This is a genomic window from Acinetobacter towneri DSM 14962 = CIP 107472, from assembly GCF_000368785.1.
GTDB classification, from domain to species: domain Bacteria; phylum Pseudomonadota; class Gammaproteobacteria; order Pseudomonadales; family Moraxellaceae; genus Acinetobacter; species Acinetobacter towneri.
Genome location: NZ_KB849695.1, coordinates 139,194 through 159,785, shown reverse-complemented (window position 1 = coordinate 159,785; position 20,592 = coordinate 139,194). Strand labels below are relative to the sequence as shown.

Below are 20,592 nucleotides of genomic sequence, written 5' to 3'. Positions count from 1 at the left end.
GCTAAAATTTAGTTATTTGCATAAATTGGCAAGAAAACTGCACTTAAAATATCGCACTATTTTGGTGGTCATTTTTGTTTAATTTTAGGCTGTTTAAGCAATTGTTCCTGAATCGCCCAATCCATATGGATTTGCACAATCTCATCATGCTGTGTTCGCGTTTGCTGCAAAATTTGTAAAATTTGTGCTGAAAAAGGGGCATTACCAAGCCCGATGGCAATATTACGCATAAAACTTTGATAGCCTGTACGTCGCAATGGACTACCTTCAGTTTTGGCTAAAAACGTGCTTTCATCCCATTGCCATAAATCTAGCAAGCTGATCTGATCTAAGGCATGTCGAGGATGAAAATCATCCACCGTGGTGACTTGGGCAAAGCTATTCCACGGGCAAATCAGTTGGCAATCATCACAACCAAACACACGATTACCAATGCCACGGCGTAATTCTTCAGGAATCACACCTTGATATTCAATGGTTAAATAAGCAATACATTTACGCGCATCCAACATATAAGGTTCAACAATGGCCTGTGTTGGGCAAATGTCGATGCAGGCTGTGCAAGAACCGCAATGCGGAGTTGCAGGTGCATCAAAAGGTAAATCTAGTGAAGTAAACAGCTCACCCAATACAAAAAAAGACCCAGATTTTTTATGAATTAGTAATGTGTGTTTGCCTGTCCAACCCATGCCTGCACTTTCTGCAAGCGACTTTTCAAAAATTGGGGCTGAGTCGGCAAAGGGGCGTGATTCAAACTCGCCCACTTTTTCACGAATACGTGTCGCAAGGGTTTTTAGGCGTCCGCGCATGACTTTGTGATAATCGCGTCCACGTGCATAACGGGCTATAATTGCAGAGTTAGGTGCATCGGGAATATGTCGTGGACGTGGTGTTTCCACCAAATAATTCATGCGCACACAAATAATGCTTTTGGTATTCGGGACTAATAGTGTGGGATTGGCGCGCTTGTCTAAATTTTCTTCTAGAAACTTCATATCGCCATGATAGCCACGTTTTAAATATTCCTGAAAACGTGCTAATTCTGCTTGAGCATCTGGTTTGGCAATGACACAATCAGCAAAACCAAGCGCCAAAGCTTGAGCTTTAATCCACGCTTTCAAGGCGGCTGGATCGTCTTGATGCAGAGAAATATGTGCTGAAGTGGTGGATGTTGCCATAACAAAATAGAAGGGAAGAAAATGCCGCAGCAAGTGTACCATAGCCCTGTTTATCATAGTCAAAGTATTCAAGCGTGGGAGCAGCGCTGGTTTGCCCGTCAAAATAGTTCTTACGGTTTAATGCAGCAAGTGGCGTGGACACTGCATTTACAAATTCGCAAAATTTTTGCAAAACAGCCATCTACAATACAAAAAATTGCTGTGTGTTGTGGACAAGGCAATAACGCAGGCGATGGCTATTTAACTGCAAAATATTTAAAACAAGCAGGTTTTCAAGTCGATATTTATGCAGCAACACGCGGTTCATCGGCAGATTTACATCAGGCTTTTTTAGAAGCTCAGACAGAACAAGTCAATATAATTCAAGGTTTTGCATTTCAACAAAGTTATGACTGCTATATTGATGCATTATTTGGTATTGGTTTAGATCGTCCTTTAAATGATGAGTGGCAGTCGCTTATTCACGCAATGAATCAACAAGCGGGTTTAAAAATTGCGGTTGATATTCCAAGCGGTTTAAATGCCAACACGGGGCAGCCATTGCCATGTGCAATTAAAACCGATTACACCTTTACAGCTTTGGGTTTGAAAGCAGGGTTATTTACAGGGCAGGCACAGGAATATACTGGACTGGTCGATGTGCTGGATTTGATTCCAGCCGATGCAGAACTCAAAGCGTTGGCCCAACTCACACCACATTTGATTCAATTACCCGCACGGCAGGCTTTTGGACACAAAGGCAGTTATGGGCATGTGTTGATTGTGGGCGGACATGCGCAAATGGGTGGTGCGGTGATGATGGCTGCAGAAGCCGCATCAAGCGCAGGTGCAGGGAAAGTGACTGTGGTCTGTCATGCCAAACATCATGTGGCGATATTAAGCCGTGCGCCGAATTTAATGTTGCGGGATATAGACGCACTGACAGGCGCAGAAATTCAGCACTTAATTTCACAGGTCGATGCCGTGAGTTTAGGGATGGGACTAGGACGAGATGCTTGGGCAGAACAGCATTATGCAGACTGGTTTGCCGCGCTAAATCAGTCCGAGGTAGAAGTAGTTTACGATGCCGATGCCTTGTGGTTTTTGGCGAAACAAGCGCATTCATCGCATCATCCAGCCCAACTAAAACCGAACAGTTATGCCACACCACATTCAGGTGAGGCTGCGACCTTGCTCAATACTACGGTTGCAGCCATTGAAGCAGACCGTATTGCCGCGATTCAGCAATTGCAGCAACGCTATGCAGGCGATTGGGTGTTAAAAGGTTCAGGTAGTTTGACTTTGCAAGCTGCATCTACAGAACCGCAAGCAAGTTCATTGTGGATTTGTACCGCAGGCAATCCTGGTATGGGTACAGGTGGTATGGGCGATGTGTTGGCAGGCATGATTGCCAGTTTAAAAGCCCAGTTTCATCATAAAATTCAATTGCATGAAATTGTCATGTTACATGCCTTGGCGGGGGATGTATTGGCACAGCAGGGCATGCGCGGTTTACAGGCACAGCACATGAGCCAAGCGATTTATCAGGTTGTGAATCGGTAAAATATAAGCGATGGCGATGCTGATTTAGCGACGTCTGGAGCTTGAACGACTACGTCCGCGTGCCATACCACCCAAGGCATTGAGCACAGCCAATTTGGTCATACTGCCCGATGCATGAGCATGGCAAATTGCAGCAGCCAAAGCATCGGCAGCATCTTGTTGTGGTTTAATGGATAGATTTAATAGTTTCATGACCATCATTTGTACTTGTTCTTTATCGGCAGCGCCATAACCCACGACAGATTGTTTAATTTGACGGGCGGTATATTCCGCCACTTGTAAATCTAAATTCACCAAAGCGGCAATCGCTGCACCACGAGCCTGTCCCAATTTCAAGGCAGAGTCTGGGTTTTGCGCCATAAACACTTGTTCAACTGCAGCTTCAGTCGGGCCGTGAAATTTCACAATCCGTTCAATCCCTGCAAAAATCCGTTTTAAGCGTTCAGGCATTTCACTGGTTTCGGTGCGAATGGTTCCTGCATCTACAAAACGTAATTTAGCGCCATCACGTTCAATAATGCCGTAGCCCGTTAGACGAGAACCAGGGTCGATTCCAATAATAAGTGACATGCCAAGCCTTAAAAAATTACATCAAGTTGAATTATAGGAGTTTAAATCTCTTTTGTGTGGAGTAATTTCAAAACATTCGGTCAGTAAGCTGCTGTTTAAACCATTGGAATGTATCCCACGCCACATTTTCAATTTTGGACTTCATTTTATTTTAAGTTTTGAGGTGTATATTTTATATACGGTAGCAAATGAGAGTGGCAATGAAGTGGATTGATAGGCTAAAACAGTGGGCGAAGCAAATTAAACGAAATGTTTATGCGGTTTGGTTTGTCGCACGTGATTCTGAAACGCCGTTTATGGCAAAGCTTTTGGCATTGTTGGTCGCTGCTTATGCCATTTCTCCCATTGATTTAATTCCAGACTTTATACCTGTTTTGGGTTATTTAGATGACCTGATTTTAGTGCCATTGGGCATCATGTTGGTATTGCGTTTAGTACCTGCTGAAGTAATGCAGCGTTGTCGCTTACAAGCCGATGCGATCAGTCAAAAACCGAGCAGTTATATTGCAGCATCAGTTTTTATTGCGTTGTGGTTATTATTGACTTATGCCGCATATTTTTATCTTTATCGTTTAAATATATAGACGTATTAAGTCTGTTATTGGGTGATGATGAAAATATTAATGACAGACTTAACCTTTAAAAATACAATAATGCCCATATTGAAACAACAGCGAATCAAAAAAGCTTGATCCCGATGAAGCACTTGGTTACTGCATTTTATTTATTTTGTTGAGATTAGATTAATTTTCATGAAATTATTTCTTATTGTTCTAATTGGCTTAGTTCTTGAAGTCTTCGTCTGGATTGGTGTGGGCGACCTAGTGGGGAGCATGTGGTACGTGTTCTTTTGGTTTGTCGCTGCTTTCTTCATTGGTTTGAACCTGATTCGTAAATATTCTGCAGGCGTGATGCCACAAATGCAGCAAATGCAAATGGGGCAGATGAGTGCCGATCCTGCGCTGAGTAATAATTTACCTAAAATTTTTGCGGGTTTTTTATTGATGATTCCAGGATTAATCAGCGATGTTTTGGCATTGCTGGTGATGATTCCTGCCGTACAAAATGCCTTTAAAGCGGCAATGATGAAAGCCATGATGAAACGTCAGCAAGCCATGATGGATCAAATGATGGGTGGCATGATGGGCGATATGAATGGCATGGGCGGAGCAGGTCAAAACCCGTTTGCAGATTTAATGCGCCAAATGCAAGACATGCAAAATCAGCAGGGCGGTGGTCGTGATTCCAGTATTATTGATGGTGAAGCACGTGAAATTACCCCCGATGCGAAAAAAATTGAAATGAAAGATGTCAATCCACCTAAATAATATAGGTGATGCTTGAGATCAAACCGAATCGTGCTGATTCGGTTTTTTTTATGGGTATTTTTTGGTGAATATGCACGTGAGTGTTTAAACATTGAGGTGTGCATTTAAAGCCTTATTTATTCTCCTACCGCACAAGGTATAATCGGATTTTCAATTCTCCTGATGTATTTATGTCTTTGTTATTCACCATTTGTTCGCTGCATTTTGTGGCACAGCTTAGTCCAGGACCAGATGTTTTATTAATTGCCAAAAGTGCAGCCAGCAATACCCGCCGTAATACCTTGCAGATTATTGCGGGCATTTCATCGGGGATTGTGGTGTGGGTGGTGCTGACCTTATTGGGTTTTACGGTTTTGGTGCAGCAGTTTCCTTGGATTCAGCAAGTCTTAATGCTGATTGGCGGTTTATTTCTTGCCAAAATGGGATGGGGCATGTTGTCGGGCGGTTGGCATAGTTGGCAGCAGCGCAAACAGTTTGATGATACTCAAGTGCAAATTCCAGCCGCAAAAAACTACTTTTTATTGGGGCTATTCACCAATTTATCTAATCCGAAAACCTTAATTTATTTTAGCAGCGTATTTGCTTTGGCGTTGAGTTCATCGGCAAGTGCATCTTTAAAAGCCCAATTGGCAGTGATTATTCCAATCCAAACTTTTGTGACATTTACACTATTTATGTTGCTACTTTCTACACCAAAAATGAAAAAGTTATATCAGCGTTCAGGCAGTTATATTGATATGGTCTCGGGCGGATTATTTTTATTGTTTGCTGTGTGGTTGTGGTTAGATGCACTACGTATGTTTTAAAACATAAGTTTTAATGTCAATTAATCAGACGCTTTGATGTCGTCAAAAGCCAAGTTTGACGATTTTTTATTCGGAATTTCGGTTTTAGTCGTGTTTTCAGTTTTATCTAAATGATTGGGTTGATAAGTACGGTTTGATCGCAAAGTTGCTTCGGTATTTTCCGAACCTTGATATTTACGGCTACGGTTGGCACGTTCACGCAAGCCGCCTTTTTTAATGAGTTGTACCACTTTAACTTACTCCGTGTAATAAAAAAATATGTACTGAAAGCTAAGTTTGAACCTAAGTTTTAGATGATCGAACATGTAGAATTTTACCACGACATACCTATTTTAGATGGATAAAGTGACTGTTTATTCAAAAATACGATTTGCGCGAATAGCCGAACTTTGACATTCTAATTTACAAGCGATTGTGTCTGCTCAATCATCCAAAGGGTGTAAGCTACAAAGTGTCACAGTTGCTTAAACAAAATTACACTGCATCAGGGTAGATGGTGTAACAATAAAAACAAGAATTACAGTGAAGTAGGAGAATACCTATGCTGTATCATCAGTATCGTTGCGCATGTTGCAATCGGGTGGTGGAATCATCAGAAAAAGAATGTGGTACTTGTGGTTCACACAATATTCGTAGTCCTTATGGTTTCTGGTTATTCTGTATTTTGGCATGCTTGGCAGCAGCCGTTGTGTTTAAAGTCGTGCATGTTTATTTGCAAGATCATCAAGAAGTGCCCGTGCAACAATCGGTGCTTGAGGTGATTCGTACGCAATAAGTGCTGCATCCAAGCTTAACGCTTATTTCGTCTATACAAGATTTCAAAAAATCCTGAATCATTAAATGGTTCAGGATTTTATTCAACTGTTTTTTCAATATTGAAGAGACTCACCATTTTATTCTTCAATATGGATGAGCAATTTAAAAAGATTAGCGACTTAAGAAGTCAGCTTGGTTGATTGCAGACAGTGCAGCATTCACCTCAAAAATCTTGCCACGAATATTCTTCACGCCAAAACTTTCTAAACGTGCAGTGTGCATTTTTAAATAGCGTTCAGCATTGGCCGCATGATCAAACAGATAGATTCCACCGGCTTCCTGTGTTTGACTGTTCTCAGTCCAAATTTTCCAAAGCATGCCAGTTTCTAGGTTAATGCTTTCTGCAAGTTCACGGTACGCTTGGCTCATGCTTTCGCCAAATGGGCCTTCAGAAGGGAAATCGACTTGAAGAATAACCGCCATAATAAACTCCTACATCATTATCTTAGATGAGTATTTAAAAAATCTCAGGAATGATTCACTATAACATATTCGTATTTTGTATATTGTGGTTTGACAGCTAAATTTTAGGCATAAAAAAGCCCACCGAAGTGAGCTTGATAAAACTGAAAAGTTTTACATTACAGACCTGCAGAAGCTTTTAACGCCTCAACTTTGTCGGTTTTTTCCCATGTAAATGCAGTGTCAGAACCTTGACGACCAAAGTGACCATAGGCTGCAGTTTGCTTATACATCGGTTGTAACAGGTTCAACATGTTGGTAATGCCGTATGGACGTAAATCGAAGTGTTCACGTACTAAAGCAATAATCAACTCATCTGCCACTTTTGCAGTGTTGAAGGTGTTGATTGAAATTGATGTTGGCTCTGCAACACCAATAGCATAAGACACCTGAATTTCACATTTGTCTGCCAAGCCAGCTGCCACAATATTTTTGGCAACATAACGGCCTGCATAAGCAGCAGAACGGTCAACTTTAGATGGGTCTTTACCAGAGAATGCACCGCCACCATGACGTGCCATGCCGCCGTAAGTATCGACAATGATTTTGCGACCAGTTAAACCGCAGTCACCTACAGGACCGCCAATCACAAACATACCTGTTGGGTTGATGTGGAATTTGGTGTCTGCATGGAACATTTCTGCAGGAATCACTTTTTTCACAATTTCTTCAATTACCGCTTCTTTAAGCTGAATTTGAGAAATTTCAGGATCATGCTGAGTAGATAACACCACCGCGTCCAAACGTACAGGCACACCATTTTCATAAGCAAAAGTCACCTGACTTTTTGCATCTGGGCGTAACCACGGCAAAGCACCACTGCGACGTAATTCAGCTTGCTTTTCCATTAAGCGGTGTGCGTAAGAAATTGGGGCAGGCATTAATACATCAGTTTCACGGCTGGCGTAACCAAACATCAAACCTTGGTCACCTGCGCCTTGATCTTCAGGCTTTTGACGGTCTACACCTTGTGCAATTTCAGGTGATTGTTTACCAATCATGTTAATGACCGCACAGGTTGAACCATCAAAACCTAAGTCAGAATGATGGTAACCAATGCCATTTACGGTTTGACGAACAACGGCTTCAAAATCGACATTTGCAGTTGTTGTGATTTCACCTGCCAGTACAACCGCACCCGTTTTTACAAGCGTTTCACAAGCAACCCGCGCATAAGGGTCTTCTTTTAAGATTGCATCCAAAATGGCATCACTGATTTGGTCAGCCATTTTATCTGGATGGCCTTCGCTTACAGATTCCGAGGTAAATACAGCGTACTCGCGCATAAGTCCTATCACAGTTAAATTCAAAAGACGCAATATGTTACATCGAGTTAGACTTTAGGACTAGCGCATTACGACTAAATTGGCTGAATTTATTTCAATTCAATGACTTTTTATCGCATATCTTTAGCTAAAAAATAGATAAAGTATCGGTATGACTATATTGTGACTCAAAAATATTCATGTTGGCTAAAGTATGCTGTCATAATTTTAAACTAAGGAGCACCTTGTTTTTAAGTGGTGAATCATTTTTAAAAACAATATTGTAGATGGGTAATTTAAAGACTTTGAATTGACTTTATCTGCATCAAGCTGCATTTTCAAAAGCTGTTTTAAAATTTTGGACGATGGCTGTGATTCAATTTATTGTGTGAAAAGTGAATAAAATTCAAGATGTGTTAAAATCTGTCTATTATTTCTACAGAATACTGTTGTGTTTTAACTTGTTGCTATGCATTTGATTGAAATATCTATACTTTAGAATTTTGCCAAGAATAGAGCTTAACACGGCAATTAGCTATTTTCTTGTTGTTATAAACGTGAAAACGTCTTTGAATTTGCACGAAAAATACCCTGAATGGGAATTAATGCGGAAATATTGTTGCATAGGCTTTACCCCTCAGGCGTTTTTTTGAGAGAATAGCGGCTGTTTTGAATTCTATTCATCTTCTTCTATTTAACGATTTTTTGTGGACTCTGACCTATGACGACCCCGCTTAACGAACGTCGTATTGCAAACGCAATTCGTGTATTGGCAATGGATGCTGTGCAAAAAGCAAATTCAGGACATCCAGGTGCACCGATGGGGATGGCAGATATTGCCGATGTGGTGTGGCGTGAATTTTTGAATCACAACCCAACCAATCCACAATGGGCAAACCGCGACCGTTTTGTATTGTCTAATGGTCATGGTTCAATGTTGCAATATGCGTTGTTGCATTTAACAGGTTATGATCTTTCAATCGAAGATTTAAAAGCGTTCCGTCAGTTACACTCTAAAACACCTGGCCACCCAGAATTGGGTTATGCACCAGGGATTGAAACCACCACTGGTCCACTCGGTCAGGGGATTGCCAATGCTGTTGGTTTTGCTTTAGCAGAAAAAACACTGGCTGCACAATTTAATAAAGAAGATATTCAGGTTGTAGACCATTTCACTTACTGTTTCTTGGGTGATGGTTGCTTAATGGAAGGTGTTTCACACGAAGCATGTTCATTGGCAGGTACTTTAGGTTTAGGCAAGCTGGTTGTTTATTATGATGACAACGGCATTTCTATTGATGGTGAAGTAGAAGGCTGGTTCTCTGACGATACCGAACAACGTTTCTTATCTTACGGCTGGCAAGTCTTAAAAGTTGATGGTCACGATGCCGATGCAATTCGTGCTGCAACGGTTGAAGCAAAAGCTGAAACGCAAAAACCGACTATTATTATTTGTAAAACTGTTATTGGTTTAGGTTCGCCAAACAAACAAGGTAAAGAAGACTGTCACGGTGCGCCATTAGGCCATGATGAAATCGCTTTGACGCGTCAAGCATTAGGCTGGACAGATGAAGCATTTGTTATTCCTGAAGATGTATATGCCGCTTGGGATGCTAAAGCGAAAGGTGCAGAAGCAGAAGCAGCATGGAATACAACTTTTGATGCCTATGCAGCAAAATATCCAACGGAAGCTGCAGAACTTAAACGCCGTTTAAGCGGTGAACTACCTGCAGAATTCATCGCGCAGGCAGATGCGTTTATTGCTGAAACCAATGCTAAAGCTGAAACTATTGCAACGCGTAAAGCCAGCCAAAATACTTTGCAAGCATTTGGCCCATTATTGCCTGAATTATTGGGTGGTTCTGCAGACTTGGCAGGTTCAAACTTAACCCTTTGGAAGGGTTGCCAAGGCGTTCAGGACAATGCAGCAGGGAACTACGTGCATTATGGCGTACGTGAGTTTGGTATGACTGCTATTGCAAATGGTGTAGCACTTCACGGTGGTTTCATTCCTTACGTTGCAACATTCTTAATGTTTATGGAATATGCGCGTAATGCCGTGCGTATGTCTGCATTAATGAAGCAACGTGTGATTCATGTGTATACCCACGACTCGATTGGTTTGGGTGAAGATGGTCCAACACACCAACCGATTGAACAAATTGCATCTTTACGTGGTACGCCAAACTTAAATACATGGCGTCCTGCAGATACCGTTGAAGCGGCTATTTCTTGGAAATCTGCATTAGTACGCAGCGAAGGTCCAACTGCTTTAATTTTCTCACGTCAAAACTTGCCATTCCAAACTCGTACTCAAGCGCAAATTGAGAACGTGGCAAAAGGTGGTTATGTCTTGGCTGAAGAAAAAGGTGAATTGAAAGCCATTATTATTGCAACAGGTTCAGAAGTGGGCTTGGCAATGGAAGCATACGCGCAGCTTGAAGGTGTACGTGTTGTGTCTATGCCGTGTGCAGAAGAATTTGTGAAGCAAGATGCAGCATATCGTGAAGCGGTATTGCCATCACATATTCGTGCACGTGTTGCGGTTGAAGCAGCGCATGTAGACTACTGGTGGAAGTTTGTCGGCTTAGACGGTAAAGTTATTGGTATGACAACTTATGGTGAATCTGCACCTGCAAAAGACTTGTATCAGTACTTTGGCATTACCACTGAAGCGGTTGTTGCTGCAGTAAAAGAATTAACAGCTTAATTTTTTAATCCAGTGTTTTTAAAGGCGTTCCTGCAAAGGGACGTCTTTTATTTTTGCATATTTGTTTGGTATTCGATGTGATGATCCAACAAATTTTGTCAGTGTAAGTCAGGTTTGTGAATAAACCTCTGTGTAATTGAGTGAGATGAGAAATGAGTTTGTACGAGCAAATTAATGATGAAGTCACTTTAATGGATGCGGGTGAGCAAAAGTGGATTGGACAAGATTTACCACTTGAAGCTATGGTGGCGGTAGAGTTGTTGTTACAGGATTTGGCTGAAGATCAGCAAATCAAAATTCGCCGTAAGAACCATGAAAAGCAATCAGGCTTAAAGCAAGTTGATCGTATTTTGATTGAGAAGCTTTAATCTATTGCGATGAATGCGGTGCATTAAATGGTGTATCGTCAAAAATAGCTTTATTCTATGCGTAGGGTAAAGCTTTTTTTATTGCTGAAAAATAGTTTATAAAATAGCCTAAGCATAATATTCAATGTGAATCATCAAGCATTTCAAGATATAACAATTAGGCAATATCCAAGCATGCAGACAACACAAGTACAGCATAACTAAGTCAAAAAATAGATATTGTGCCGTTAAGCGGAATTCAGTTTGAACAATGGCAAGCACTTTGGCAAGGCTATCAGCAATTTTATCGGGTGCAACTCAGTGATGACGTGACACAACAGACTTGGTCAAAACTAACTGATCCTCAACGACCCTATATTTATGGCTTGGCTGCCGTATATCAAACTCAAGTTGTCGCCATTGTGCATGTAATTGAACATGACAGTTGCTGGACGCTTAAACCTTATGCCTATTTGCAAGATTTATATACCTTGCCTGAGTACAGAGGGATGGGAATTGCTCAGCAGCTTATTCAGCAGGTGAATCAAACAGCGCAACAGCGTGAATGTGATCGGGTATATTGGCTGACTCATGAAGATAATTTACAGGCACGGCAGTTGTATGATCGTGTCGCAAAAAGAACAGGTTTTATTCAATATCGCAGCCCTGCAACAGCGATGTAAAACGCGCATGCATATTTTTACAAATTTATCGTTTCAGTCATGCAACATACTGTTTTATCTTTAATCCTGTATTTGCAGCAAAAATCTATAAACTAAACCTCATTGAAACGTATCAACACTTTTAGAGATGAACAATATGAACATGAAATCAATTGCTTTAGGTTTGGCTATCGCGTCTGCAGCAACAATGACAATGGCTAAACCAGTGGCTTATCAAATTGACCCAACGCATACTGCTACTGTATTTACTTGGGATCACTTCGGTTTTTCTACGCCATCAGGTAACTTCTCAGACATTCAAGGTACTATCAACATTGATGAGAAAAAACCTGCTAACTCATCTGTGAATGTGACGATTCCATTAAGTAGCATCAACACCAACGTAAAAGCTTTAGATGAGCACTTAATGGCAGCAGATTGGTTTGATGCAGCAAAATATCCAACCATTACTTTTAAAAGTACCAAAGTTGAAACTCAAGACAAGAAAAACTTTAAAATCACAGGTGATTTAACAGTTAAAGGTGTAACTAAGCCAGTGGTACTTGACGCAGTATTGAACAAACAAGGTCCACACCCAATGACTCAGGCAGCGACTGTTGGTTTTAATGCAACAACATCATTCAACCGTTCTGCATTTGGTATCGCAAGCTATGTACCAAACGTAGGTGATAAAATTACTGTCAACATCACTACAGAAGCGTCTGTAGCTGCTAAAAAATAAGTAGTAATGATTTGATCAAAAAGCATCATTTTAAAAATGGTGCTTTTTTATGTCTGTGATTTTTATCCATGATTTTAATGTCAGCAACTTGAGGTCTATGGCTTTAAAATCTGTTTGGATGAATGGCTTTTTTATTTTACTTTTTGTCCATTCGTATATCCAAAACATAAAAAATGCGAACCGAAGTTCGCATTTTCATTCATCATGTTAAGGTTGAATTAACCAACTTAGAAGAAGCCAGCAGGTTTAGTTGAGTAGCTCACCAACAAGTTCTTGGTTTGTTGATAATGTTCTAACATCATCTTGTGGTTTTCACGGCCAATACCTGATTTTTTATAACCACCGAAAGCGGCATGCGCAGGGTAGATGTGGTAACAGTTCGTCCAAACGCGACCCGCCTGAATAGCACGGCCTGCACGGTAAGAAGTGTGCGCAGAACGTGACCAAACACCTGCACCTAAACCGTAAATGGTGTCATTGGCAATTTTAATGGCTTCATCAAAGTCTTTAAATGTAGTCACAGAAAGCACTGGGCCGAAAATTTCTTCTTGGAAAATTTTCATGTCATTGGTGCCTTTGAAAATTGTCGGCTCAATATAGAAACCACTGCCAACTTCATGACGTTCACCGCCACCTGTTAAAACTTGCGCACCTTCGGCACGACCTGTCGCAATACAACCCAAGATTTTGTTTTGTTGTTCTTGCGATGCCTGCGCACCAATCATAGTTTCAGTATCAAGCGGGTGACCTGTTTTAATACGTTTAACACGTTCAATGGCTTTTTCAAGGAAACGGTCAGCAATACTTTCCTGTACGAGCGCACGTGATGGACAAGTACAAATTTCACCCTGATTCAGCGCAAACATAGCAAAGCCTTCGAGTGCTTTGTCTAAGTAGTCGTCATCTTGCGCCATAATATCTTCAAAGAAAATATTTGGAGATTTACCACCAAGCTCTAAAGTCACTGGAATGATGTTTTCAGTGGCGTATTGCATGATCAATTGACCGACCTGGGTTGAACCTGTGAATGCAATTTTGGCAATACGTGGATTGGTTGCCAATGGGCGACCCACTTCTACACCGTAACCATTGACTACGTTTAATACGCCTGCTGGCAATAAATCTTGAATCAGTTCGACCAAAACTAAAATACTAGCAGGGGTTTGCTCCGCAGGTTTAAGTACAATACAGTTACCCGCAGCCAAAGCAGGTGCAAGTTTCCATGTTGCCATTAAAATTGGGAAGTTCCATGGAATAATTTGCCCCACAACGCCCAACGGCTCATGAAAGTGATAGGCAATGGTATCTTCATCAATTTCAGAAATTCCGCCTTCTTGGGCACGAATACAGCCTGCAAAATAACGGAAATGGTCAATCGCCAATGGAATGTCGGCAGCCAATGTTTCCCGAACAGGCTTACCATTATCCCATGTTTCTGCCACTGCCAATAATTCTAGATTTTGTTCTAAACGATCTGCAATTTTAAGCAGAATGTTGGAGCGTGTGGTTGGAGATGAGCTGTTCCATTGTGCTTTGGCTTTATGGGCTGCATCTAAAGCCAGTTCAATGTCTTCTGCCGATGAGCGTGGGACTTTGGTAAATACTTTGCCATCTACAGGAGAGATATTTTCAAAGTATTCGCCTTTTACAGGGGCGACCCACTCGCCACCAATAAAGTTTTCGTATTGTGCTTTAAATTGAACTTTTGAACCGGGTTGATTGGGATCTACGTAACGCATAATTCTCTTCCTTTGATGGTTTTTTATAATCTGCCGTCATCTTTACCTTTTATCACAATCCTGTGTCTAAAATCAGGTTAAATTTACGGCTAAGGTATAAGGTACTTTAGTACGTTATTTGATTAGCATACCAATATAAGGTTGGAAAAAGGTTGGAAAGTTGCAGGTTTACAAGCAGCGAACAAATCCTTACAAAAGTAAGCAGTACAATGGATGTAATGCCCACAGGATTGTGAGAATCAGTCATGATGAAAAAACAAGATCTATTGGAAAAAAAACTGCATATTGAACGGTTTAGACAAAGCAGTAGTTTATCGCCGCTGCATGCGCAGCAAATTCAGCAGAGTATTTTAAATTCTTGGCAACGCTCTGAAATTGCAGAAATTCCTGTAGATCGGCAGGCTGCTCCGTTAAATTCCAGTTTATCGCATCCGCAAGGCGGTTCGGCTTTACAGAGAGCTGTGCAAAATTGCGCAGAAGATTTAAAACATATCGCGCAGCAGTCCGACATGGTGGCAGCCGTGGGCGATGTGGGCAGTACGATTATTTGGACGGCAGCGAGCGCTCAAATGCGTAATGTGGCGGAACGAGTACATTTTGTAGAGGGTGGACAGTGGCGTGAAGAGTTGGTGGGTACCAATGCTTTGGCTTTGTCACTCAAAACTCAGCAAGCCAGTTGTGTGTTTTCCAGTGAACATTATATGTCATCGTTACATGACTGGGTTTGTTATGCCGCACCAATTTTAGACCCACATTCCAAACAAGTGTTGGGCGTGATTGATTTATCGACCACTTGGAAAAATCATAACAGTTTGGGTTTGTTGGCAGCAGAGCGCTGTGCTTCTTTAATTCAAAATGCGTTGCTGGAACAGCAAAAACAGCAGCTTTATATTCGCGCGTTTCGTGTGCCACAGGTGTTATTTAATGGCAAAGTGGTGGTGATGACACCGCGTCAAATTGAAATATTGGTGATTTTGGCACTTTGCCCACAAGGCATGAGTTTAGACACTTTACACCAAGCACTATATGGTGAGCGTAAAGTCAGCATGGGAACGCTAAAAGCTGAAATGTCGCAATTACGCGATATTTTAGGGGGGATGCTCGGCTCGCGTCCTTACCGAGTTTTGGCGCATATTGAAGCCGATTTTTTACAAGCTGAGCAGGCTTTAGATGCAGGTTATGTGCAGTCTGCCTTGCAAACGTGTGCAGGGGTATTTTTGGCGAAAACTGAAAGTCCATTTTTATGCGCATGGCGAGATTGTTTAGAATCACGCCTGAGTGATGCCATTTTTAATGCACAAGATACCGATGTATTGCTGAAACATTTGGCGCATAGCCCTGAAGCGATTGATGCGGTAGAGCGTTTAATTGAACTGATGCCAAAGCATCATCCTGCACATCAAATTTTATTAAAATACAAAGCCTAAATGACGAATCAAGTCTTTAGGCTTTCATTTCACTGTCCTTTAGTCTTACTGTTTTTTTTAGTTTTTACAGCCCTTTGCGGTTTAACCAGTCAAACAAGGACTGATACACTTCCGCGCGGACTTCTGGCGCAGAAAGCACCAAATCATGCACGCCATCTTCAATTTGGCAAAGCTGAATATCACCATGCATGTGATGCCCATATTTTTGCATATCTGCAACATCCAAAATTACGTCAGTGCGTTGCGCAATCTCATTCCATTGGCGTGGATAACTACTTTGACTCGCATGCATAATTAAGGTTGGTACACCCAAATGTACGCTAGCATGAATTTCTTTTTGTGCTTCATGAATTGCACGTACAAAACTTAATCGCACTTTAGGATAGCGCGGTTTCTTCCATTCCAAATTAAATAACCATTCACCATGATATTGTTTGTGTAGACTTGGTACATAAAATGGATTAAGGCGGCTTGGAAATTTCATTTCTGGCAGCAATTTGCCCAATTGGCTTAAACGAGGAATGCCGAATTTTTTCTCAATCTCGCTCATATTGAAATCATAAAAAGGGCTGTTGCACCATAAACCACGAATCAGTGGATGATTGGGATGATGTGCCACATATAACGTGGTGATTAATCCACCTGTTGAATGTCCTGCCAAAATTACTGAGTCATGTTCTTCTGTGGCAATTTGCTCAAGTGCAGCGGAAATTTCTGCATCATATTCAGACAAGCTGCGCACATTGTACCAATTTTGATGTGACAAATGCGAACGCCCATATTTACGTAAATCTAGGGCATAAAAGTCATAACCATGCTGATTAAACTGGTCTGCCATTTCTGTTTGAAAAAAATAGTCAATAAAACCATGAATATAAAGTACGGCTTTACGGGTTTCCTGTTCGGCTTTTTTGCGTACCAAGGTAGCAATCACTTTGCCTTCATAATCCGAAGGAAAATCCAGCGTCATTTGTTGGTAATCGGCACCCAAAATATCGGGTTGATAGCTTGGTGTTGTTTTTTGTTTTTTACTTAACAGCATAAGGTGTTCGTCATCCATTTTATTTTGACTATATCCTTGATGAGCTGTGCGCATTTGTCAAATTGAATTATGCAAACCCTCTGCATCTAAATCGCTTTAGTTTTATGCTGCGAGTTCATTTTGTTCTGAACAGCAAAAAAAGCAGAACGCATCTGAGATGGTTCTGCCAAAGGGAAGGATAAAAATAAAACAGCAAAAGAGGAAAATTGAAAAAAAGGATGGGAGATGCTGAGCAAATCTTGATTCACTCAGCAGGAGATTCAAATTACATCGCGGCTTTAAAAATTTCGACCACTTGTGCATGATTGGCTTTACGTGGGTTGGTGAGCATGCAGGCATCTTTTTGTGCATTTTCAGCCATAATCGCCAAGTCATCTTCTTTCACGCCTAACTCTGCTAAACCTGTTGGAATACCAATCGAGCTAGATAGTTCACGAATAGCATCAATCGCGGCATAGGCGGCTTCTGTGGTGGTTAATCCGTCAGTATTGACTCCCATCAATTCTGCAATATCTGCATAACGCTCAGGGCAGGCAATCAGGTTAAATTCGCAAACATGCGGCAGTAAAATTGCATTACAGACGCCGTGCGGCAAGTTGTAGAAACCACCGAGTTGATGCGCCATGGCATGCACATAACCCAATGAGGCATTATTAAATGCCATACCAGCCAAATATTGCGCATAGCTCATGGCATCACGTGCTTCAATATTTTCACCATTTGCCACGGCAGGGCTAAGCCACTGGCTAATCATACGAATAGCTTTTTCAGCGCAGGCATCGGTAATAGGATTGGCTGCAGTTGAAACGTAGGCTTCTACAGCGTGAGTTAAAGCATCCATGCCTGTTGCTGCGGTTAAACCTGCAGGTTTGGCAATCATGAGTTTTGGATCATCAATGGCGATGAGTGGTGTGCAGCGCCAATCGACAATTGCCATTTTAACGTGCGTGTCAGTGTTGGTAATGATACAGAAACGGGTCATTTCCGATGCTGTACCTGCTGTGGTGTTAATGGCAATTAGCGGGGTCATTGGCACGGTACTTTTATCAATGCCTTCATAATCACGAATATGCCCACCACCTGCGGTAACTAAGCCAATGCCTTTGGCGCAGTCATGTGAAGAACCACCACCTAAAGACACAATAAAGTCGCATTGATTGGCATTGTAGGCATCGACACCTTTATGTACGTTAATGTCGGTTGGGTTTGGCTCAGCACCTGCAAAGATATGGCTAGCAACGCCTGCTTCGGTGAGATAGCCTGCAATGGTATCGGCTACGCCAAATTTAAACAGTCCTTCATCTGTCACAATCAGGGCTTTTTTAGCACCTAAATTTTGCGCTCTTACGCCAATTTCTTTGGCACAACCAGGGCCGAAGAGAGACACACAAGGAATATAAAAACCGTTGGTTTGATCTGCAATATTTTTAAAAGCCATGCTCAGATTCCTTCTTGCATTGGGTATTGGAATAATGTGTTGTTATCGCGGTGTTGAACCGTGATTTGAGTATTCAATGCTTTGTGGTGAAATCCTACCTACCAAACACCAACCCTATTTTCTGAGTAAATAATGCAAACTAATCAATTGAAATTTATTTGTTTTTTAATGGGTTTTTATTTTTTCTGAAGTTGTGCGCAGGCTATAGGCAAGGGCTTAAATCTTGTTTATAGTGTTTTTGTATCTCTAATTTTAAGGTGTAGATACCGTTCACATAAATTTCAGGTGTAATTCAATTAATAAGTGGCTTAAGCTCGATTGAAGAATTGTCCACTTTTTGCAGATGGAAATAAAAAACAAAAAATAGGGATGTATCACGTGATGGGTCTAGTCGGTGCAATCAAATAAAAATAAGATGACACTTAGATAGACCGCACTTAAGCATGAGGAGCGTATATGCAGCCAATTTGCCAGCATAGCCAGTTGCATGCCGTTGCACAGCAATTGGTTCGTATTTCCAGTGTGGCCGCAGAAATCTATCAAGATCAAATGGATTTGGTTGGACATTTTACAGCACAAAATTTGTTTCGGATCGATCCTTTGCAGCATCGGGTCGAATTGCTGAATGGTCTGTTTAGTCTTGAATTTTATCCGCCAAAATCGCATACAAATTTAATAGAAACTCACTTTGAATTTGCGGGGAAACAGCAAGAAGCATTTGAAGATTTTTTCTTACATGATCTGCATTTTTTGACTGGGGATTTAAAACCGCAGCATTCTTTATTTTTGCGTAATCAGGCGCAGCAATTGCGACAATTGATTCTGCAGCAAGTTTACCTGTGGGTAGATGGTGCAGCACGGGTTAAGCAATTGTTATTGCATTTAGATGCAATGCAGGCACAAATTTTAGATCAGGCATTAATGCAGGCAGACGATCAGTATCAACCAGTATTGACCAAATTTGTGCAGCAAGGGCAGCACATTCCTGAAGATGTTTTAACTACTTTATCGACACTGTGTGCTTTGGAATTTGTAGAGGGTGAAACCTTTTTGCCAGTGCAAGCACTGATGCAAAGTTATGATGATTTTTGTTTTAGTGCGGCAGAATTTCTACCTAAAGCCATGCATCGTATTTTAAGTATTTCATTTCCTGAACGATTTAATTTGCAGGATTTAATCGATCATCAGGATGATATTCGGTTGTTGTATCGACATGCCGAAGAACATGGGCATTTATTGGGTTTTGCGCGTTTAATGCACCGTGAGGTGTGGCAGCGTTCCGATGCTTTGGCGAAACCGCATTTTTTAAAATCTTGCCCTTTAATTTGGCAAAAGAAAGTCGCCAAACTGCCGTTATTTGATTATCCACGTGCGGTGAATTGGCTGTTTAAACAGTCTGCACAAGTGTTGGATTGGCTTAGTTTAAATATTCATCATACCAGTGTGCGGGTGGCAGTGACTGCGCTCAGTTTTGTCGATTGTAGTCAGGCACATCCACGGATTATTTTGGCAACTTTGCAATATTTTCAATATTCAGCCGCACGTATGTTCATTCAAAGCTGTAATGTATATGCGACACAGCAAGCGTGGTTCGCACATGCGCATAATGTCAGTTTAATGCCGCATGGCGAAAAACAATCGTTGGATGATCCGCGGGTTGCCATTAGTCCTTCTATTTTGTATTTGGATGAATGGATGACTTTGCTGAAAACCGTGGCGCAACACGATGAGCATTTGGTCAAGCATGTATTTCGGCGTTTAAGTCGTGTCATGCAAAGTTATATGTTGTATTTACAGCAGATCACCCAAGATTTACCGACAGCTTTGTTGGACTATATTCAGTCTGATAGTCAGCAGCAACGTGACTTTTATACGGTATTGCAGCGTTATCAGATTCAGCCTGATGATTTTCGGCAGCGTTTTTATTTACGTGCGCACAATACACGTATTTCGGTATTTGACAGTTATGTGCGTGACTATTTACTGGAGTATTTTGCAGCGCATACGCATATTCCAAAAAGTTTGAGTTGGTTGGGGTTGTTTCATCAAGCGGTGCATTGGCATCAACAAGTGTATAAAGCAGAGCTATTTGCCAAACTGAAAAAAGAAATTCCATGTAGCACATGGCAGGCGAAAAGCCCGCAGCAAATATTGTACTTTTCAGGTTGGTGTTTTGAAGAACTGACCGATTTAGACCGTATTATTGAAGAATCGAAAAACTTTAAACACTGTTTGGCACTGAGCTATGCCAAAGCCATGAGTGAAGGACAATATGTGGCGTTTCACATGGCATCACCACATTATGTGCAGCAATTGACCTTGGGCTGTCACTTTAGGAATGGGCAACTTGTGTTTGATCAATTGGAATATCCTAATAATCAAAAAGCGGAACAATTGTTGGTTACTATCGCAGCGCAGTTTATTGCATGGCTGAATCCACAATTACCATCAAAGTCATAAGTTACAAGTCATAAGACAACTGTTGTCGTATTCACGGACTTGAGCCTTAACTTTTGGC

Annotated in this window: 19 protein-coding genes; 11 read left to right on the top strand and 8 right to left on the bottom strand. The window is 41.3% G+C overall.

Features of this window, described 5'->3' with window-relative positions; all coding sequences use genetic code 11:
• Nucleotides 1–68: 68 nt before the first annotated feature.
• On the bottom strand, nt 69–1,178 hold the full coding sequence (queG, locus tag F947_RS13495) for a tRNA epoxyqueuosine(34) reductase QueG (RefSeq protein WP_004976899.1): 1,110 nt from the start codon (nt 1,176–1,178) through the stop codon (nt 69–71).
• Between the two features lie 21 nt (nt 1,179–1,199).
• Between queG and F947_RS13490 the strand changes: the two genes are divergently transcribed.
• Nucleotides 1,200–2,720 (top strand): bifunctional ADP-dependent NAD(P)H-hydrate dehydratase/NAD(P)H-hydrate epimerase, encoded by a 1,521-nt coding sequence (locus F947_RS13490; RefSeq protein ID WP_004976897.1) that lies wholly within the window; start codon nt 1,200–1,202, stop codon nt 2,718–2,720.
• 24 nt (nt 2,721–2,744) lie between these two features.
• Here the strand turns inward: F947_RS13490 and ruvC are convergent, their stop codons facing one another.
• Complete coding sequence (gene ruvC / locus F947_RS13485; protein WP_004976895.1) at nt 2,745–3,290, bottom strand: crossover junction endodeoxyribonuclease RuvC; 546 nt, start codon at nt 3,288–3,290, stop codon at nt 2,745–2,747.
• 200 nt (nt 3,291–3,490) lie between these two features.
• Here ruvC and F947_RS13480 point away from each other — a divergent pair, with 200 nt between their 5' ends.
• From F947_RS13480 to F947_RS13470, 3 genes are all read left to right on the top strand, one after another.
• Nucleotides 3,491–3,874: a YkvA family protein gene (locus F947_RS13480; RefSeq protein ID WP_004976893.1), complete on the top strand. Its 384-nt coding sequence runs from the start codon at nt 3,491–3,493 to the stop codon at nt 3,872–3,874.
• Between the two features lie 168 nt (nt 3,875–4,042).
• A complete protein-coding gene (locus F947_RS13475) occupies nt 4,043–4,618 on the top strand; it encodes an FxsA family protein (protein WP_004976892.1) in 576 nt (191 codons plus the stop codon).
• 170 nt (nt 4,619–4,788) lie between these two features.
• Nucleotides 4,789–5,424, top strand: a complete 636-nt coding sequence (locus tag F947_RS13470; protein ID WP_004976890.1) for a LysE family transporter — start codon at nt 4,789–4,791, stop codon at nt 5,422–5,424.
• 20 nt (nt 5,425–5,444) lie between these two features.
• Here the strand turns inward: F947_RS13470 and F947_RS13465 are convergent, their stop codons facing one another.
• Entirely contained in the window at nt 5,445–5,654 is a 210-nt protein-coding gene (locus F947_RS13465) for a hypothetical protein (RefSeq protein WP_004976887.1), read from the bottom strand.
• Nucleotides 5,655–5,968: 314 nt separating this feature from the next.
• On the opposite strand from F947_RS13465, the gene F947_RS13460 reads away from it, so the two are divergent.
• Nucleotides 5,969–6,199 carry a hypothetical protein gene (locus tag F947_RS13460; protein ID WP_372238839.1) on the top strand — a complete coding sequence of 77 codons (231 nt, stop codon included), beginning with the start codon at nt 5,969–5,971 and terminating at the stop codon, nt 6,197–6,199.
• A 152-nt stretch (nt 6,200–6,351) separates the two neighbouring features.
• Here the strand turns inward: F947_RS13460 and F947_RS13455 are convergent, their stop codons facing one another.
• Nucleotides 6,352–6,663, bottom strand: a complete 312-nt coding sequence (locus tag F947_RS13455; protein WP_004976884.1) for a monooxygenase — start codon at nt 6,661–6,663, stop codon at nt 6,352–6,354.
• A gap of 158 nt (nt 6,664–6,821) precedes the next feature.
• The gene (gene metK / locus F947_RS13450; protein ID WP_004976883.1) at nt 6,822–7,988 is read right to left on the bottom strand and encodes a methionine adenosyltransferase; all 1,167 of its coding nucleotides are present in this window, start codon (nt 7,986–7,988) and stop codon (nt 6,822–6,824) included.
• A 700-nt stretch (nt 7,989–8,688) separates the two neighbouring features.
• Here metK and tkt point away from each other — a divergent pair.
• From tkt to F947_RS13430, 4 genes are all read left to right on the top strand, one after another.
• Complete coding sequence (gene tkt, locus F947_RS13445; protein ID WP_004976881.1) at nt 8,689–10,677, top strand: transketolase; 1,989 nt, start codon at nt 8,689–8,691, stop codon at nt 10,675–10,677.
• A 152-nt stretch (nt 10,678–10,829) separates the two neighbouring features.
• A complete protein-coding gene (locus F947_RS13440; protein ID WP_004976879.1) occupies nt 10,830–11,045 on the top strand; it encodes a hypothetical protein in 216 nt (71 codons plus the stop codon).
• Nucleotides 11,046–11,266: 221 nt separating this feature from the next.
• Nucleotides 11,267–11,707, top strand: a complete 441-nt coding sequence (locus tag F947_RS13435) for a GNAT family N-acetyltransferase (protein WP_004976877.1) — start codon at nt 11,267–11,269, stop codon at nt 11,705–11,707.
• A 136-nt stretch (nt 11,708–11,843) separates the two neighbouring features.
• Nucleotides 11,844–12,428 carry a YceI family protein gene (locus tag F947_RS13430; protein WP_004976875.1) on the top strand — a complete coding sequence of 195 codons (585 nt, stop codon included), beginning with the start codon at nt 11,844–11,846 and terminating at the stop codon, nt 12,426–12,428.
• 227 nt (nt 12,429–12,655) lie between these two features.
• On the opposite strand, the gene exaC is transcribed toward F947_RS13430, so the two are convergent.
• On the bottom strand, nt 12,656–14,167 hold the full coding sequence (gene exaC, locus F947_RS13425) for an acetaldehyde dehydrogenase ExaC (RefSeq protein ID WP_004976873.1): 1,512 nt from the start codon (nt 14,165–14,167) through the stop codon (nt 12,656–12,658).
• A 245-nt stretch (nt 14,168–14,412) separates the two neighbouring features.
• On the opposite strand from exaC, the gene F947_RS13420 reads away from it, so the two are divergent.
• A complete protein-coding gene (locus tag F947_RS13420; RefSeq protein ID WP_004976871.1) occupies nt 14,413–15,594 on the top strand; it encodes a sigma-54-dependent transcriptional regulator family protein in 1,182 nt (393 codons plus the stop codon).
• Between the two features lie 64 nt (nt 15,595–15,658).
• Here F947_RS13420 and F947_RS13415 read toward each other — a convergent pair whose 3' ends face one another.
• Nucleotides 15,659–16,654: an alpha/beta hydrolase gene (locus tag F947_RS13415; protein WP_004976869.1), complete on the bottom strand. Its 996-nt coding sequence runs from the start codon at nt 16,652–16,654 to the stop codon at nt 15,659–15,661.
• A 247-nt stretch (nt 16,655–16,901) separates the two neighbouring features.
• Entirely contained in the window at nt 16,902–18,074 is a 1,173-nt protein-coding gene (mdh, locus tag F947_RS13410; RefSeq protein ID WP_004976867.1) for an iron-dependent methanol dehydrogenase, read from the bottom strand.
• Between the two features lie 456 nt (nt 18,075–18,530).
• Here mdh and F947_RS13405 point away from each other — a divergent pair, with 456 nt between their 5' ends.
• Nucleotides 18,531–20,534, top strand: coding sequence for a hypothetical protein (locus F947_RS13405; RefSeq protein WP_004976865.1), 2,004 nt, complete (start codon nt 18,531–18,533; stop codon nt 20,532–20,534).
• The last annotated feature ends 58 nt before the right edge of the window (nt 20,535–20,592 follow it).

Coding starts and splice junctions, on each gene's coding strand:
- F947_RS13430 (WP_004976875.1), top strand. CDS start 11,844: ATGAACATGAAATCAATTGCTTTAGGTTTGGCTATCGCGTCTGCAGCA.
- F947_RS13415 (WP_004976869.1), bottom strand. CDS start 16,654: ATGGATGACGAACACCTTATGCTGTTAAGTAAAAAACAAAAAACAACA.
- metK (WP_004976883.1), bottom strand. CDS start 7,988: ATGCGCGAGTACGCTGTATTTACCTCGGAATCTGTAAGCGAAGGCCAT.
- tkt (WP_004976881.1), top strand. CDS start 8,689: ATGACGACCCCGCTTAACGAACGTCGTATTGCAAACGCAATTCGTGTA.
- F947_RS13440 (WP_004976879.1), top strand. CDS start 10,830: ATGAGTTTGTACGAGCAAATTAATGATGAAGTCACTTTAATGGATGCG.
- F947_RS13420 (WP_004976871.1), top strand. CDS start 14,413: ATGATGAAAAAACAAGATCTATTGGAAAAAAAACTGCATATTGAACGG.
- F947_RS13470 (WP_004976890.1), top strand. CDS start 4,789: ATGTCTTTGTTATTCACCATTTGTTCGCTGCATTTTGTGGCACAGCTT.
- exaC (WP_004976873.1), bottom strand. CDS start 14,167: ATGCGTTACGTAGATCCCAATCAACCCGGTTCAAAAGTTCAATTTAAA.
- F947_RS13475 (WP_004976892.1), top strand. CDS start 4,043: ATGAAATTATTTCTTATTGTTCTAATTGGCTTAGTTCTTGAAGTCTTC.
- F947_RS13480 (WP_004976893.1), top strand. CDS start 3,491: ATGAAGTGGATTGATAGGCTAAAACAGTGGGCGAAGCAAATTAAACGA.
- F947_RS13405 (WP_004976865.1), top strand. CDS start 18,531: ATGCAGCCAATTTGCCAGCATAGCCAGTTGCATGCCGTTGCACAGCAA.
- ruvC (WP_004976895.1), bottom strand. CDS start 3,290: ATGTCACTTATTATTGGAATCGACCCTGGTTCTCGTCTAACGGGCTAC.
- mdh (WP_004976867.1), bottom strand. CDS start 18,074: ATGGCTTTTAAAAATATTGCAGATCAAACCAACGGTTTTTATATTCCT.
- F947_RS13490 (WP_004976897.1), top strand. CDS start 1,200: ATGCCGCAGCAAGTGTACCATAGCCCTGTTTATCATAGTCAAAGTATT.
- queG (WP_004976899.1), bottom strand. CDS start 1,178: ATGGCAACATCCACCACTTCAGCACATATTTCTCTGCATCAAGACGAT.
- F947_RS13455 (WP_004976884.1), bottom strand. CDS start 6,663: ATGGCGGTTATTCTTCAAGTCGATTTCCCTTCTGAAGGCCCATTTGGC.